General features: G+C 36.9%; 9 protein-coding genes. All 9 read right to left on the reverse strand.

Features of this window, described 5'->3' with window-relative positions; translation table 11 throughout:
• Positions 1-16 precede the first annotated feature (16 nt).
• A complete protein-coding gene (gene rpoC, locus ACKX2A_RS08650; protein WP_415328969.1) occupies positions 17-4,282 on the reverse strand; it encodes a DNA-directed RNA polymerase subunit beta' in 4,266 nt (1,421 codons plus the stop codon).
• A 107-nt stretch (positions 4,283-4,389) separates the two neighbouring features.
• Entirely contained in the window at positions 4,390-8,211 is a 3,822-nt protein-coding gene (gene rpoB / locus ACKX2A_RS08655) for a DNA-directed RNA polymerase subunit beta (RefSeq protein ID WP_415328970.1), read from the reverse strand.
• A 540-nt stretch (positions 8,212-8,751) separates the two neighbouring features.
• Positions 8,752-11,340: a T9SS type A sorting domain-containing protein gene (locus ACKX2A_RS08660; protein ID WP_415328971.1), complete on the reverse strand. Its 2,589-nt coding sequence runs from the start codon at positions 11,338-11,340 to the stop codon at positions 8,752-8,754.
• A 35-nt stretch (positions 11,341-11,375) separates the two neighbouring features.
• Complete coding sequence (locus ACKX2A_RS08665; RefSeq protein WP_415328972.1) at positions 11,376-12,584, reverse strand: hypothetical protein; 1,209 nt, start codon at positions 12,582-12,584, stop codon at positions 11,376-11,378.
• Positions 12,585-13,139: 555 nt separating this feature from the next.
• Positions 13,140-13,508 carry a 50S ribosomal protein L7/L12 gene (gene rplL, locus ACKX2A_RS08670; protein ID WP_027375534.1) on the reverse strand — a complete coding sequence of 123 codons (369 nt, stop codon included), beginning with the start codon at positions 13,506-13,508 and terminating at the stop codon, positions 13,140-13,142.
• Positions 13,509-13,552: 44 nt separating this feature from the next.
• Positions 13,553-14,152, reverse strand: a complete 600-nt coding sequence (rplJ, locus tag ACKX2A_RS08675) for a 50S ribosomal protein L10 (RefSeq protein ID WP_415328973.1) — start codon at positions 14,150-14,152, stop codon at positions 13,553-13,555.
• Positions 14,153-14,170: 18 nt separating this feature from the next.
• The gene (gene rplA / locus ACKX2A_RS08680) at positions 14,171-14,863 is read right to left on the reverse strand and encodes a 50S ribosomal protein L1 (RefSeq protein WP_027380917.1); all 693 of its coding nucleotides are present in this window, start codon (positions 14,861-14,863) and stop codon (positions 14,171-14,173) included.
• Positions 14,864-14,877: 14 nt separating this feature from the next.
• Positions 14,878-15,324: a 50S ribosomal protein L11 gene (gene rplK, locus ACKX2A_RS08685; protein ID WP_076390708.1), complete on the reverse strand. Its 447-nt coding sequence runs from the start codon at positions 15,322-15,324 to the stop codon at positions 14,878-14,880.
• Positions 15,325-15,567: 243 nt separating this feature from the next.
• A complete protein-coding gene (locus tag ACKX2A_RS08690; protein WP_415328974.1) occupies positions 15,568-16,431 on the reverse strand; it encodes a hypothetical protein in 864 nt (287 codons plus the stop codon).
• Between the last annotated feature and the right edge of the window lie 260 nt (positions 16,432-16,691).

Consider the following 16,691-nt stretch of genomic DNA (forward strand, 5'->3'; position numbering starts at 1 on the left):
TTCCGAATCATTAATTTTAGTTAAGATCTTCGAATTCTTTCTTAGAACCTACGATCACGTTTTGGTATTCTTTAAGACCTGTACCTGCAGGAATTCTGTGTCCTACAATTACATTTTCTTTAAGACCGTTCAGATCATCCACTTTACCAGCAACTGCAGCTTCGTTTAGAACTTTAGTTGTTTCCTGGAATGATGCAGCAGACATGAATGATTTAGTTTGAAGAGCTGCTCTGGTAATACCTTGAAGTACAGGCGTTGCTGTAGCAGGTAAAGCTTCTCTTACTTCAACTAAAGCCTGATCTTCACGCTTCAATTTAGAATTTTCGTCTCTTAATTCTCTTGCAGTAATCATCTGACCTGGTTGGAATACTTTAGAATCTCCAGCATCAACAACTACTTTAAGACCGAATACTCTGTTGTTTTCTTCTAAGAAGTCATATTTGTGCTCAAGAGCTCCTTCAAGGAATTGAGTATCACCTCCATCAACGATAGATACTTTTGTCATCATCTGTCTTACGATGATTTCGAAGTGCTTGTCGTCGATTTTTACCCCTTGCAGACGGTAAACTTCCTGAATCTCGTTTACCAGGTATTCCTGAACCGCAGTTGGACCTTTAATTCTTAGAATATCTTCCGGTGTAATAGAACCGTCAGAAAGTGGAGAACCTGCTCTTACGAAGTCATTCTCCTGTACCAAGATCTGGTTTGATAATTTAACTAAATAAATTTTTCTCTCTCCAGTTTTAGCCTCAACAATAAGTTCACGGTTACCTCTCTTGATTTTTCCGTAAGAAACTACCCCATCGATTTCTGTAACAACCGCCGGGTTTGAAGGGTTTCTTGCTTCGAATAATTCGGTAACTCTCGGAAGACCTCCTGTGATATCCCCTGCTTTTGCAGATTTTCTTGGGATCTTGATTAAAACTTTACCCGCTTTAATTTTTTCACCGTCGTTAACCATTAAGTGGGCTCCTACCGGTAAGTTGTAACCTTTTTGTTCAACACCTTTAGAATCTACTACTTTTAAAGTAGGTACCGCTTTCTTATTTCTAGATTCAGAGATTACTTTCTCTTCGAAACCTGTAGCTTCGTCGATTTCCAACTGGAATGAAATACCTTGGATGATATCCTCATATTCTACCTTACCGGAAGTTTCTGCAATGATAACCGCGTTATACGCATCCCATCTACAGATTGTATCTCCTTTCTTCACTTTATCACCTGGTTTTACAGATAATATCGAACCGTAAGGTACGTTAGCCACCATCAATGGAGTTCTAGACTCATTATCAGCAACTAATCTGAATTCCGTTGAACGAGAAACTACAACCTCAGTTACATTACCGTTTTCGTCTTCAGAGCTAATTGTTCTTACCTCATCCATTTCTACGATACCGTCTCTTCTTGCAACGATTGATGGGTTTTCAGAAACGTTACCTGCAGTACCCCCTTGGTGGAAAGTTCTCAACGTAAGCTGAGTTCCCGGTTCCCCGATTGATTGTGCTGCAATTACCCCTACTGCTTCACCCATGTGGATTGTTTTACCAGTAGCTAAGTTTCTACCGTAACATTTTGCACAGATACCTTTCTTAGCTTCACAAGTAAGTGGTGAACGAACTTCAACCGCTTCCAATCCAGCTTCTTCAATTCTCTTAGCTAATGCTTCGTTGATTACCTGATCTGCCTCAGCAATGATTTCATCACTTTCAGGATCATAGATATTATGTAAAGAAACTCTACCTAAGATTCTTTCAGAGATTCTTTCAACGATCTCGTCATTTTTCTTAAGTGCAGTAACTTCTGTACCTCTTAAAGTTCCACAGTCGTCTTCTGTTACGATAACGTCCTGTGCAACGTCTACCAATCTTCTCGTTAAGTAACCTGCATCGGCAGTCTTAAGAGCGGTATCCGCAAGACCTTTACGAGCACCGTGGGTAGAGATAAAGTATTCTAGGATGGAAAGACCTTCCTTAAAGTTTGCAAGGATCGGGTTTTCGATGATCTCCGCACCGGTAGAACCAGCTTTTTGCGGTTTCGCCATCAAACCTCTCATCCCTGATAACTGACGGATCTGTTCCTTAGAACCCCTCGCCCCAGAGTCAAGCATCATATATACAGAGTTGAAACCACCTTGGTCAGTTTTCATTCTGCTCATGATCATTTCAGTTAATCCTGCGTTTGTGTTTGTCCAAACGTCGATTACCTGGTTATAACGTTCTGTATCGGTAATTAGACCCATGTTATAGTTAGCTCTAATTTCGTCTACAGTTTCGATTGATTGTGCAATCATCTGCTTTTTCTCAACAGGAACTACGATGTCACCTAATGAGAAAGAAAGACCTCCTTTGAATGCATTTGAATACCCTAAATCTTTCATTGCATCCAAGAACTTCACTGTTGTAGGGAAATCTGTATCAGCAAGGATCTTACCGATAACGTTTCTTAATGATTTTTTAGTTAAAAGTTCATTAATATATCCTACTTGTTTAGGTACAATTTGGTTGAACAAAATTCTACCTACAGAAGTTTCGATCAATCTTGTAACGATTTCTCCATCTTCTTTTACAGGAAGTCTACATCTTACTTTAGCATTTAAAGATACCCTACCTTCAGCATACGCGATTTCCGCTTCTTCAGGAGAATAGAATGCAAGACCTTCTCCTTTTACTTTCATCGTCTCTGTAGAGCTTAATTCTTTAGTCATGAAATAAAGACCAAGAACCATGTCCTGAGAAGGTACCGTAATTGGAGAACCGTTTGCAGGGTTCAAGATGTTTTGAGAACCTAACATCAATAACTGAGCTTCAAGGATCGCTTCAGGACCTAACGGCAAGTGTACCGCCATCTGGTCACCGTCGAAATCGGCGTTGAATGCTGTTGTTACCAACGGGTGTAGCTGGATTGCCTTACCTTCGATCATCTTAGGTTGGAAAGCCTGGATACCTAGTCTGTGAAGCGTAGGTGCTCTGTTCAATAGAACAGGGTGACCTTTCATCACGTTTTCTAGGATATCATATACTACTGGTTCTTTTCTATCAATAATTCTCTTTGCAGATTTTACTGTTTTTACAATACCTCTTTCAATTAGTTTTCTAATGATGAACGGTTTGTAAAGTTCCGCAGCCATATCTTTAGGAATACCACACTCGTGAAGTTGTAAGTTTGGACCTACAACAATTACCGAACGTGCAGAGTAATCTACCCTTTTCCCTAATAAGTTCTGACGGAAACGACCTTGCTTACCTTTCAATGAATCTGAAAGAGATTTCAATGGTCTGTTTGATTCAGATTTTACAGCTGAAGATTTTCTTGTATTATCGAATAATGAATCTACTGATTCCTGAAGCATACGCTTCTCGTTTCTTAAGATTACTTCCGGAGCTTTGATCTCCAATAATCTCTTCAAACGGTTGTTTCTGATAATAACTCTTCTGTAAAGGTCATTCAAATCGGAAGTAGCGAAACGTCCACCATCCAACGGAACCAATGGTCTTAGTTCTGGTGGGATAACTGGAAGTACACGCATGATCATCCACTCTGGTCTGTTGATCATTCTTGTATTAGCACCTCTCAATGCTTCTACAACGTTCAATCTTTTTAGAGCTTCAGTTCTTCTTTGTTTTGAACCTTCATTGTGAGCTTTGTGTCTCAAGTCGAAAGACAATGCATCAAGATCGATTCTTTTTAATAATTCCTCAACAGCTTCAGCACCCATTTTAGCGATGAATTTGTTTGGATCAGAATCATCAAGATATTGGTTCTCGATTGGAAGAGTTTCCATGATGTCAAGATACTCTTCTTCTGTTAAGAACTCCATGCTTTCGAAATCAGAACCGTCTAATTTCTTAGCAATACCTTGCTGGATCACTACATATCTTTCGTAGTAGATGATCATATCTAATTTCTTAGAAGGAATTCCTAAAAGGTAACCGATTTTGTTCGGTAAAGAACGGAAATACCAGATGTGAGCGATTGGAACAACAAGGTTGATGTGCCCGATTCTCTCTCTTCTTACTTTTTTCTCCGTAACTTCTACACCACAACGGTCACAAACGATCCCTTTGTAACGAATTCTCTTGTATTTACCACAAGCACATTCGTAATCCTTTACAGGACCGAAGATCTTTTCACAGAACAAACCGTCTCTTTCAGGCTTATGCGTTCTGTAGTTAATAGTTTCCGGCTTAAGAACCTCCCCTCTTGAGTCTTGTAAAATAGACTCCGGTGAAGCTAAACCGATGGTTATTTTATTAAATCTACTTGATTTATTTTTATTTGACATAATTTTATTTTTGATTATAAAGATTAAAGATTGAAAGCTGTTACACTTTCGCTCTTATCATCTCGGAGTTAATTAATACTTTAATTTTTAAATAATTAAATCTTAATTTACTCCTCCAATCTTACGTCTAATCCAAGACCTTGTAACTCGTGAAGTAATACGTTGAATGATTCCGGAATACCTGGTTCAGGCATCGATTCACCTTTTGCAATTGCTTCGTAAGTTTTTGCTCTACCAATCACGTCATCCGACTTCACAGTCAAGATTTCTCTAAGGATATTCGATGCTCCGAATGCTTCAAGAGCCCAAACCTCCATCTCCCCGAATCTCTGACCTCCGAACTGAGCTTTACCTCCTAACGGCTGCTGAGTAATCAATGAGTAAGGACCGATAGAACGTGCGTGCATCTTATCATCAACCATGTGTCCTAGTTTCAACATGTAAATGATACCTACTGTCGCAGCCTGAGTAAATCTTTCTCCAGTACCACCATCATAAAGGTGAGTGTGACCGAATTTAGGAAGACCTGCTTTCTCAGTATACTCAGTGATTTGATCCAAGCTTGCTCCATCGAAGATTGGTGTAGCAAACTTCAATCCTAATTTCTGACCAGCCCATCCAAGAACTGTTTCATAAATCTGACCGATGTTCATACGAGAAGGTACCCCTAGTGGATTCAATACGATATCTACTGGTGTTCCGTCTTCAAGGAATGGCATATCTTCTTCACGAACGATTCTCGAAACGATACCTTTGTTACCGTGACGACCCGCCATTTTATCCCCTACGTTTAGTTTACGTTTTTTAGCGATATAAACTTTAGCCAACTTCATGATACCTGCTGGTAATTCGTCTCCTATTGAAATTGCGAATTTCTCACGGTTTTTAACTCCCTGAATATCGTTGAATTTGATTTTATAATTGTGAATTAATTGTTTGATTAATTCATTTTTATCGTTATCAACAGTCCAGTCTGAACCACTAACGTTTACGTAATCTTCAACTGATGTTAATAATTTGTGAGTGAACTTCACACCTTTACCGATGATTTCTTCATCAAGGTCATTTTTCACCCCTTGAGAAGTTTTACCGCTTACCAGTGTATTTAATTTTTCAATTAAAGTATTTCTCAAATCATCAAACTTAGCCTTGTAAGTGTTTTCAATTTCTTCAAGTTTAAGTTTTTCTTCAGTTCTCTTCTTTTTATCTTTAATGTTTCTTGAGAACAATTTTTTGTTGATCACAACACCTCTTAATGAAGAGTCTGCTTTCAATGAAGCATCCTTTACATCACCAGCTTTGTCACCGAAGATTGCTCTCAAAAGTTTTTCTTCAGGAGTCGGGTCAGATTCACCTTTTGGAGTGATTTTACCAATCATGATATCTCCAGGCTTCACTTCAGCACCGATTCTGATCATACCGTTTTCGTCAAGATCTTTAGTAGCCTCTTCAGAAACGTTTGGAATATCTGCTGTAAGCTCTTCCATACCTAATTTAGTATCACGAACTTCAAGAGAATATTCATCCACGTGGATTGAAGTAAACCAGTCTTCACGAACCACTTTTTCGTTGATTACGATCGCATCCTCGAAGTTGTAACCCTTCCAAGGCATGAACGCAACCACTAAGTTTCTACCAAGAGCCAATTCTCCTTTTTCAGTAGCATAACCGTCGCAAAGTACCTGTCCTTTTTCCACTACATCACCTACTCTTACGTTTGGTCTTAGGGTAATTGTTGTACTTTGGTTAGTTTTTCTAAACTTAGTTAAGTTATATGTTTTAGTAGCAGACTCGAATTGTACTAAATCTTCGTCTTCACTTCTTTCATATTTAATAATGATCTTATCAGCATCTACATACTCTACAGTACCTGTACCTTCAGCATTGATCAAAATTCTAGAATCTCTTGCAACTTGTTGTTCCAGACCTGTACCTACGATTGGAGCTTGTGGCTTCAATAGAGGAACTGCCTGACGCATCATGTTCGATCCCATCAATGCACGGTTCGCATCATCATGCTCCAAGAAAGGAATTAATGAAGCTGAAATACCAGAAATCTGGTTCGGTGCAACATCGATTAGATTAACCTGAGATGGCTCAACTACCGGATAGTCACCATCCAATCTTGCAATAATTCTGTCTGTTAAGAAATCACCATTATCGCTCAATTCAACGTTTGCCTGAGCAATTACTTTGTCTTCTTCGTCCTCAGCATTTAAGTAGATAGGATCTGCAGCAAGATCAATCTTACCTTCTTCTACTTTTCTGTACGGAGTTTCGATGAAACCAAGTCTGTTGATTTTAGCATAAATACCTAAAGATGAAATCAAACCGATGTTTGGTCCTTCCGGAGTTTCAATCGGGCAAATTCTTCCGTAGTGAGTATGGTGAACGTCTCGAACCTCGAAACCTGCTCTTTCTCTTGATAAACCTCCAGGCCCTAGTGCAGAAAGTCTACGCTTGTGCGTGATTTCTGAAAGCGGGTTGGTCTGGTCCATGAACTGAGAAAGCTGGTTGGTACCAAAGAACGAGTTAATAACAGATGTTAAAGTTTTAGCATTAACAAGATCAAGCGGAGTAAAGATTTCGTTATCTCTAACGTTCATTCTTTCCTTGATTGTTCTTGCAATTCTTGAAAGACCTACACCGAACTGTCCTGCCAATTGCTCACCAACAGTTTTAATTCTTCTGTTTGATAAGTGGTCGATATCATCAACCTCAGCTTTAGAGTTTACAAGCTCGATCAAGTGTCTTACGATAGCGATGATATCTTCTTTTGTAAGAACCTCAGTTGTAGTAGGAATGTTTAGACCTAATTTTTTGTTTAGTCTGTAACGTCCAACTTCACCAAGTGAATATCTTTGCTCAGAGAAGAATAATTTTTCAATGATTCCTCTTGCAGTTTCCTCATCTGGCGGATCTGCATTTCTTAACTGACGATAGATGTACTCTACTGCCTCTTTTTCAGAGTTTGTAGGGTCTTTTTGTAATGTATTCTGGATGATAGAGAACTCGTTGCTGTTTTCTTTGTGAATCAAAATAGACTTCACACCAGCATCAAGAATAAGATCTAAATGTTCTTTTTCAAGAATCGTTTCTCTATCCAGGATGATCTCGTTTCTTTCGATAGAAACTACTTCACCTGTATCTTCGTCTACGAAATCCTCGAACCAAGTGTTCAATACTCTCGCAGCCAATGTTCTTCCTTCTACTTTTTTAAGGGCAGCTTTAGAAACTTTTACTTCTTCAGCAAGGTCGAAGATCTGAAGGATATCCTTATCAGATTCATACCCGATTGCTCTTAATAAAGTCGTTAATGGTAATTTTTTCTTACGATCGATATATGCGTACATTACGCTGTTGATATCTGTCGTAAATTCCATCCAAGATCCTTTGAAAGGGATAATTCTTGAATAATAAAGTTTTGTTCCGTTAGCGTGGTAAGTCTGTCCGAAGAATACCCCCGGAGATCTGTGTAACTGAGTTACGATAACACGCTCTGCTCCATTGATAATGAATGAACCAGACGGAGTCATGTAAGGAACAGGTCCTAAATATACATCCTGAACCACAGTTTGGAAATCCTCATGCTCAGGGTCTGTACAATACAATTTAAGTCTTGCTTTAAGAGGCACTGAATACGTTAATCCTCTTTCCACACACTCATCGATTGAATAACGTGGAGAATCTACCAAATAATCCAAGAATTCCAATACAAATTGGTTTCTAGAATCGGTAATCGGGAAATTTTCTTGGAAGGTTTTGTACAAACCTTCGTTAGTTCTGTCTTCAGGAAGCGTATCAAGCTGAAAAAACTCACTGAAAGACTCGATTTGGATATCCAAGAAGTCCGGAGTGATGATCTTTCCTTTCGCTGAAGAGAAATTAACTCTTTGATTTCCCCTAGTTGTAGGTGTTGTTTTACTCATAAAACTTTTAAGAAAGGTTAAAAAATATTTTGATTTATTACAAAAATATCAGAAGAAGTAAAGAAAAATCGACTAACAGAAAGAAAAAAGTAAGAAAATTTTGGCGCAATGATCAAGTCTTTAATCTTTATTATCAATCTTTTAAGTCTTTATCCGACTTCTAACTGCAACGCTGGTATATCTTTTCACAGCGTAATGCAAAATATTTTTATTACTTTTGAGGCAGAAATCGCCGCAATATCTATATACACGAAAACCCTTTCATTTTAATGAAAGAGATGATATTCAATATTTTATAGATTTACAAACAATTATTCGCGCCAAAAGAGACTGCAAATTTACAATATTTTTCTGATATTCACAAATAAATTATTTCATTTTGAAGTAATTACGTTTTTTATTTTCTATTAACCTTTTATTGTTTTGAGATCAGAATTTTACTTGGTACATCAATTGCCAGTTTAATTTTCGCTTAAAAATAATTAAAACAAAAAAGCCACCCTTTCGGATGGCTAAACAGTAGAACTTTGCTTTTGAAAACTATTTCACGATAACCTTATATGATTTTACAGTTGTTTTCGTTTCTACCTTAATAATATACACACCTGTAGGCAAAGAAGCGGTATTTACTTCAGCATTTCCTGAGAATTTGCCCGATTTGATTAATTGTCCTTGAGCCGAGAACATCGTGAAAGTTCCCTCCTCTTCTGTTTTTATGTTTAAATTTTCACCAGTTTTTACAGGATTTGGATATATTTTAACATCATTAATCACATTTTTCACATCCGATTCCGAAATCGATTTTGCCATTAATCCTGCATTTTTAGCAAAAGAAGCGTACGGAGAAAGTGGTGAATTTGGAGAACCTTTTTTCACAAGATCTGTATCTACAACTGCTTGAATTCCGTCGGCATCGGCATCATTTATTGTTGAAATAAATCCACCACCCAAAGTATCAAGATTGTCTTTTCCGATGGCATAAAGATCGAAATCAATATTATTAGATTTTAAATCAATAAAATCCGGTTTGTCGTCTCCATCTATATTTTTCAACTGATATTTCATAATTCCGGAATCTGGTGAAGTTTCTAAAACATCTGCAATTCCGTTATTTCCGGTCGGAACATTAGCATCAATTACTCCATTATGATCGACATCGATCTGGTCAATGATTGAAGTTGGAATTCCTGATTCAAATAAATCTAAAATTCCATCGTTATCAGAATCCAAATCAAGATAACTTGAAATTCCGTCGCCTAATTCAGCAACAATTAATTTATCTCCGTCTACATCATCATCTTCAAATTTTCCGTTTCCGTTGAGATCTTCCAACACATCTGGAATTCCGTCGTTATCAGAGTCTCCGTCACAAGCATCCGGGATTCCGTCGCCGTCGCTGTCTAAAATTGGTGATTTGTCGTTTACTGCAGAACAACCTTCAGCACAATCCGGAATACCATTTCCATTATTATCAATACTATCATTTCCATTAGGGCATTTATCGTTACAATTCGGAACTCCGTCCTGATCATCATCCAACTGCACAAAAGCATTATAAATATAATACTGCTGAGCTAGGGTGATTCCAATTCCTGGATTAATTTCAATTTTCATTCTGTCAAACGGTTTTGTAGCTGTAAAACCTACATAAAACTGATTGGTTGCCGAGGTAAAGAACTGCCCGCTGAATAATCCGCCCGCAGTTCGACTTTCTGTAGCCGTTGTGCCTTTATAAAAAGTAATAGTTATATAATCTAAAGCATTAATGGAAAATAAATTCGCACTTTTCGTCAACGTAAAGCCTCCGAAAGTTCCAGCTGGGTAATCTCCGGTATTGCTTTTCACCGTTAATCTTGCAGTTGGAAGTAATAAATTAATAGGCGAAAAATTTACCGTAGAAAAGTTTGATATGTTAGTATCAACAACATTTCCCGTATTCGTAATATTCGTTAATCCGAAAATTGTACCTGAAGTTCCCGTCCATGAAGCTCCCGGAACAATATCTCCCAATCTTGTTGTTCCCGTAGTTTGAATATATTCGTTGCAGTCACAACTCTGAGGTTCTTCAAATGCATAAAAAACCTTCAATGCACCGAAGTTAACACCTACAGTCTGCGTTATTTTTAATCTAACTTCATTAAAAGGTTTTGTCGTGGTAAGGGAAATTTTTTGTTTGTTGGAACCGAATCTTAATACTTTAATATTAATCAGTCCTCCTCCATCAGATAGGTTTTTAGAATCCTGTAGTTGCCCGAATAAATAAGTTTCAATGGTTATATTTTTTAAAAACTCGGCACTTAATAATTTGCCCTGATCATCAGGTTCAATAACAAATCCGGCTTTATTTCCTGAAGGATACACCTGATTTTTGTCTAAAACTCCGACAGAATAAGATCCCAATAATCCGACCGGCAGAACGATAGATCCGTAAGAATTCTTGTCTCCGTCACCTATTTTTTCTCTGTCATTCACATAAGAAAGTGGTGCTAAGAAATTACTGCTTCCCGAAACATTTCCATCTACTCCGTTTCCAGCAATGATATCGTCACAAATTCCGTTGTTTTCTACAGGAACCTTATTTGGATCAAAGGCAAACGCGTAATAAATATTCAATGCACTGAAAACAGAAAGTACATTTACCTGATACAATCTTACTTCATCAAAAGCTTTTGTAGTTTTAAAATGTAAGAAAATCCTTGTCTTCGTCCCACCAAAAGCAGGAACAGAAAGTAAAGTCGAGCTATTTGAAGTCTCCTGAAGAACGCCGCCTTTGTACGTACTGATTCTTAAATTGCTTAAAAAACTTGCCGTAATCACGCTTGTTCCCAAATCAACATTAAAACCGGTAATAAAGCCGGCAGGATATATCGTATTTGTGTTTTTTACAGAGATTCCGTTTCCACTTACTAAAGTTGCAAAACTTCCCATACTTACGCTGTTATCAAGATTTGCATCGATAACAGGATTCATGCTTCCGTTGTAGCACGCCAGACAAATTCCGCTTCCGTTAACAGGTTTTGCTTCTACACCCATCCCTCGAATTGGTGTGTAACCTTGTCCGAAAGCCATCACAGACATTGCGAAAAGCATCAGCAATGTTGTCATCTTTCCGAATAATTTTTTAGTCATTTTAGTTTGTTTTATGTTAAAGTTTGTGTTGTTTTTTAGAATTGTTGCCATGCGTAAACTCCTGCCGAAATTTTACAGCCGTAGAAATTCCCTGTTGTTCCACTTTTTCCATAAACAATTGTTCCTTCATTAGCTGCATTACAATCTGTAGAAGCTGGTGGATTTGCAGTGGCTGGTTTTATTAAAATTCCTTTGCTTACTTCCAAATCAGGAATGTTGGTAGAACTTGGCGTCATATTAATTCCAACATCAGTAATCGCAGTTCCAATCGCACCTTGTCCTGAAAAAGCATGAGCTGTGTTGGCATACACTGTCTGATTGGCAATTGTTGCATTAGCACTAAATCCAAAGGCAACAGCACCTGCTGCTCCACTTGCTGTATTGGCATTTCCAAAAGCATAATTATTGGTAGAAACATTATTTCCCGTTCCGAAAGCAAATCCGCCAGAATTCACATTTGAGTTTCCTACATTTATTCCGCTTACATTTGCACTTGATGTTCCGTTATTATTTCCCAAAACAAAAGTATTTGCACCCGTTGCGAAGTTTGTGTTACCAATAACTTTCGCACCGCTCAAAGCACTATTTCCCGAACCAACTGCCGCTCCTGGAAAATTGGCAGCCTGTGCCGCAACTGTATTATCTTTTCCTAAAGCTATATTGGATGAAGTATTATTTGATAAAATATTATTTGAACCCCAAGTTATTGAAGCATATGGCGCAGAAGTGTTTGAATTACCGCCTCTTAAATTTCCACTGACATCAAGAATGGCTTTCACAGAATTATTAGTTCCTATCACTAAATTTTGATTATCTGTCGTTCCTAAAAAATTTCCTGATGAAATTGTTGATCCTAAAGCTGTACTCGTAACCGTTGTTCCTGTACTTCCTGAATTTCCATTCGTTTTCCAATCTGTAGATTGATCTACACCCGAAGAAACCCAAATCGATCCGTCAAAATAATAATATCCTGAATTTGTTACATTCACCGTCTGACCAGCCGGAGCAGGATCTGCCGCAGTCACATATACCAATGCTCCAATTTGAGCTGTTGTATAGTTTTTTGCTCTTAATTGATTCCCGGTTAATCTTGGCGCAATAATTCCGTCGAGTTTGGCTGTATTAGAAGGAAATCCTACCACATCCAATGTAGCCTGTCCCTGATTTGTATTGATTCCAACTTGTGCGTTTGCCTGGAAACCGACAAAAGCCAAAGCTGCAATTCCGAATAATTTGTTCCTCATTTTTAGTAATATTTGTTGTTTTTTTATGTGTTTTTTTGAAAAAGACAGAAGGATAGCCGTTCCATTTTAGATTAAAATGAAATTTATAGGAATTCAGCTAAAATTGAATTATTTTAAGCCAAATAAAGTTCAGTATAAAAAAAGGATTTATCTAATGAAAGAAAATCTAAATTGCCTTATGACAGAAAGTCTATGATAAATTATGAAAGCAATCAAACTCATGACAAGCAAAATACAAAGCCACGCCAAAGCATAACTTGGTAATAGAAAATAATTTGTATCCAAAGTGTGTGTCTTTTTTCAGTACAAATATAGTAAATTTTTAACTAATTTTTAATTTTATTATTAAATAATTAAGCGAATATGTAAAAACATAATTTATTATTCTTAAAATAATATTTAAAATACGAAATTATTAAAAATAATTATTTACTTATATTTAGACATCAACAATATTGAAATACATTTAAACATTCTACACTCATTTCAAAAAAGTATAAAATAAAAAAAGCCCGAGCAAATTGCTCAGGCCTAGTATTTTTAGGTAAACTAGAATTATTTCAATTCTACTTCAGCACCAGCTTCTTCTAATTGCTTCTTAAGAGCTTCAGCTTCGTCCTTAGATACACCTTGCTTGATTGGAGCAGGAGCACCGTCTACGATATCTTTAGCTTCTTTAAGACCAGCACCAGTTAAATCTTTTACTAATTTAACGATAGCTAATTTAGAAGCACCTGCAGACTTAAGAATTACGTCGAATTCAGTCTTTTCTTCAGCAGCTTCACCTGCACCACCTGCAGCAACTACTACAGCAGCAGCAGCTGGCTCAATTCCATACTCATCCTTAAGGATAGTTGCTAATTCGTTTACGTCTTTTACTGTTAAGTTTACTAGCGTTTCAGCTAAATTTTTTAAATCTGACATTGTTGTAATGTTTTTGTTGATTATTTATTATTTTTTGAGTGTAATTATTCAGCAGCTGGCGTTTCGTCAGTGCTTTCTGCAGCTGGAGCTTCAGGAGCTTCCTCAGCAGCAGGAGTTTCTTCTACAGCAGGAGCAGCAACTTCTTCAGTTGTAGCTTCTACAGCTTCAGATTTGTTTTGAAGAGCAGAAACAACTCTTTGGATTGGAGACTGAAGTAATCCGATGATTTCACCGATCATTTCTTCTCTAGACTTGATGCTTACTAAAGTATCAAGGTTGTTATCACCAATATAGAAAGTTTCCTGAACGAAAGCAGACTTCAATGCCGGCTTCTCGTCTTTCTTTCTGAAATCTTTGATTAATTTCGCTGGAGCATTTGCAGTCTCAGAAATCATAATCGCAGAGTTTCCTTTGAAAGACTGGAACATTTCAGAGTAATCTACTCCTTCGATTTGCTCCATTGCTTTCTGTAAAAGTGTATTTTTTACAACCTTTACTTTGATGTTTTGCTTGAAAGCTTGTCTTCTGAAGTCTGATGCTTTACCAGCATTCAATCCTTCTAGATCTGCAACATATACTACCTTAGCATCCTGAAGCAAATCTTTGATCTCTTGTATCGCTACAACTTTTTGGTCTTTTGTCATTGTCTTAAGGATTTAGTATTAGTTAACAGATTTAGTATCGATTGCAATACCAGGACTCATTGTAGAAGACAAATAGATAGACTTCACATAAGTTCCTTTAGCAGCAGTTGGCTTCATTTTGATCAAAGTAGAGATCAATTCCTGAGCATTCTCCTTGATTTTAGCAGCATCGAAAGATACTTTACCAATACCAGCGTGGATAATACCGTATTTGTCTACTTTAAAGTCAATTTTACCAGCTTTTACTTCAGTTACTGCTTTACCAATTTCCATTGTTACAGTACCTGATTTAGGGTTTGGCATAAGACCTCTTGGTCCTAATACTCTACCTAATGGTCCTAATTTACCCATAACAGCCGGCATAGTAACGATAACGTCTACATCTGTCCAACCGTCTTTGATTTTTTGTAAATATTCATCAAGACCTACATAGTCAGCACCAGCTTCTTTAGCTTCTGCTTCTTTATCTGGAGTTACTAAAGCCAAAACTTTAACATCTTTACCAGTTCCGTGAGGAAGAGATACAACACCTCTTACCATTTGGTTTGCTTTTCTTGGATCTACTCCTAATCTTACAGCGATGTCTACAGAAGCATCAAACTTTGCAGTGTTTACTTCTTTTACAAGAGCTGAACCTTCTTCAAGGTTATAGATTCTTCCTTTTTCTACTTTGCTTAAAGCTTCCTTTTGCTTTTTTGTTAATTTTGCCATTTCTTCTTTAAGTATTAAGCGTTAAAAGTTGGTTTAGTTCCTGTTACTCTTAATCCCATAGATCTTGCAGTACCTGCAACCATAGAAACAGCAGAATCCATTGTAAAGCAGTTAAGGTCTGCCATTTTGTCTTCAGCGATCTTCTGAACCTGAGCCCAAGTTACAGCACCTACCTTATTTCTGTTCGGTTCACCAGAACCACCCTTGATCTTAGCCGCATCCATCAACTGGATTGCTGCAGGAGGAGTTTTAATTACGAATTCAAAAGATTTGTCTTCGTATACTGTAATTACTACAGGTAAAACTTGTCCTGGCTTATCTTGAGTTCTTCCGTTAAATTGCTTACAAAACTCCATGATGTTCACACCTGCAGAACCCAAAGCTGGACCTACTGGTGGAGAAGGGTTAGCTGCGCCACCTTTCACCTGAAGCTTTACCATTTTAAAGACTTTTTTAGCCATTGTTTGTTTTTTAAATTTGAATAATTAATGAGTTTGGAAGCATTTATTATTCAGCAGGTTATCCATATCTCACCTTAGATAATCCTACTTTTCGGACTGCAAAATTATGAAATATTTTTGAATTAGCAAATGGAAACTGTTGATTTTTAAAAAGTTTTACAAAAATTTTCATTCTTAAATTAAAAAACCTTCCCTACCCAAAACAGGCAGGAAAGGATCACACACATATTCAAAAAAAACTGTTTATAATATTTTATTGATAATAAATCTAGATGACGACTTATCAATCTTCAAATCAGAAAGAGAATCCACCATATTATCTGTACCATAAGTAAGGAACTGTAATGTCACTTTCTGTCCTGCTTTAAGCCAAAGAGTGGCATTTGTTACCAGGAAAAATAAGCTTGCTGCCATTCCCGGGTTCTTAGTTCCTCTGTAAATTACATTATGAGCCGTTGATACCCGACTTCCATCTACAACCAAAGCTGTAAATGCATCTCCTGAGGTACCATCAAAAACTCCTGATCCTTCTGCAGGTGTAATGAATCCGCAAACTCCGTACATGAAATAAAGTCCGTCTTTTGGAACTATAAATTCTCCTGTATTCGGATTATAAGCATTTAATGCATCATATTGTTGATTCAATTTTAATGTTGTAAATTCATTATCATTCCAATCGGAGTCTGCTGATAATGGAATTCCGCTTGTAGCATACAAAACTCTGTTCCCCGAATCTGTCACAGAAAAAGCATCACCTCCAGCAATTTTTATCACGCCATTACTGTCAGCAACCAATAATTTATCATTACCAAGCCCTACATTATTATTGATATCTCTCACTCTTAAGTTTCCATTTGCAATATCCAAACGCTCTGTTGGACTTGTTGTTCCAATTCCGACAGAAATTGCACCTTGTCCAACTCCTGAATTTGCAATTAAAGTAAAATCATTAGATTGCTGTACTGCCGAAGGAATACCAGTCTTCGGATTGTCCTTTCCTCCATCAATATGAAATATACCTTGTGGATTTGGAGTATTTATCCCTACTTGTGCAAAAAATAAAGATAATAAACCGAAAAAGCTTAAAAATAATAATTTTTTATTCATCCCTGTTTGAATTATTAATTAAGCAAAAATAGAAATAGTAAATACTTAAACAAAAAAATATAAAGAAATGTTATTCAAAAAGTTATCTGAAATAATATGTTAAATTAAATTAATTTCATAAATCAATACAAAGGGAAATTAAAGTAAATGAGATTTGAATTTCAAATGAAACTTAAATATAAGATAAATATTAATATAGAATATTTTTCAAATTAAAGAAAAAAACTCTAATCTATAAAAAATACTACAATAAAAGGAAA

It is taken from the genome of Chryseobacterium sp. MMS23-Vi53 (assembly GCF_047651245.1).
GTDB lineage: Bacteria > Bacteroidota > Bacteroidia > Flavobacteriales > Weeksellaceae > Chryseobacterium.

What these genes read in the sequence shown, in the direction of transcription:
- rpoC (WP_415328969.1), bottom strand. Translation starts at nt 4,282, where the DNA reads ATGTCAAATAAAAATAAATCAAGTAGATTTAATAAAATAACCATCGGT.
- rpoB (WP_415328970.1), bottom strand. Translation starts at nt 8,211, where the DNA reads ATGAGTAAAACAACACCTACAACTAGGGGAAATCAAAGAGTTAATTTC.
- ACKX2A_RS08660 (WP_415328971.1), bottom strand. Translation starts at nt 11,340, where the DNA reads ATGACTAAAAAATTATTCGGAAAGATGACAACATTGCTGATGCTTTTC.
- ACKX2A_RS08665 (WP_415328972.1), bottom strand. Translation starts at nt 12,584, where the DNA reads ATGAGGAACAAATTATTCGGAATTGCAGCTTTGGCTTTTGTCGGTTTC.
- rplL (WP_027375534.1), bottom strand. Translation starts at nt 13,508, where the DNA reads ATGTCAGATTTAAAAAATTTAGCTGAAACGCTAGTAAACTTAACAGTA.
- rplJ (WP_415328973.1), bottom strand. Translation starts at nt 14,152, where the DNA reads ATGACAAAAGACCAAAAAGTTGTAGCGATACAAGAGATCAAAGATTTG.
- rplA (WP_027380917.1), bottom strand. Translation starts at nt 14,863, where the DNA reads ATGGCAAAATTAACAAAAAAGCAAAAGGAAGCTTTAAGCAAAGTAGAA.
- rplK (WP_076390708.1), bottom strand. Translation starts at nt 15,324, where the DNA reads ATGGCTAAAAAAGTCTTTAAAATGGTAAAGCTTCAGGTGAAAGGTGGC.
- ACKX2A_RS08690 (WP_415328974.1), bottom strand. Translation starts at nt 16,431, where the DNA reads ATGAATAAAAAATTATTATTTTTAAGCTTTTTCGGTTTATTATCTTTA.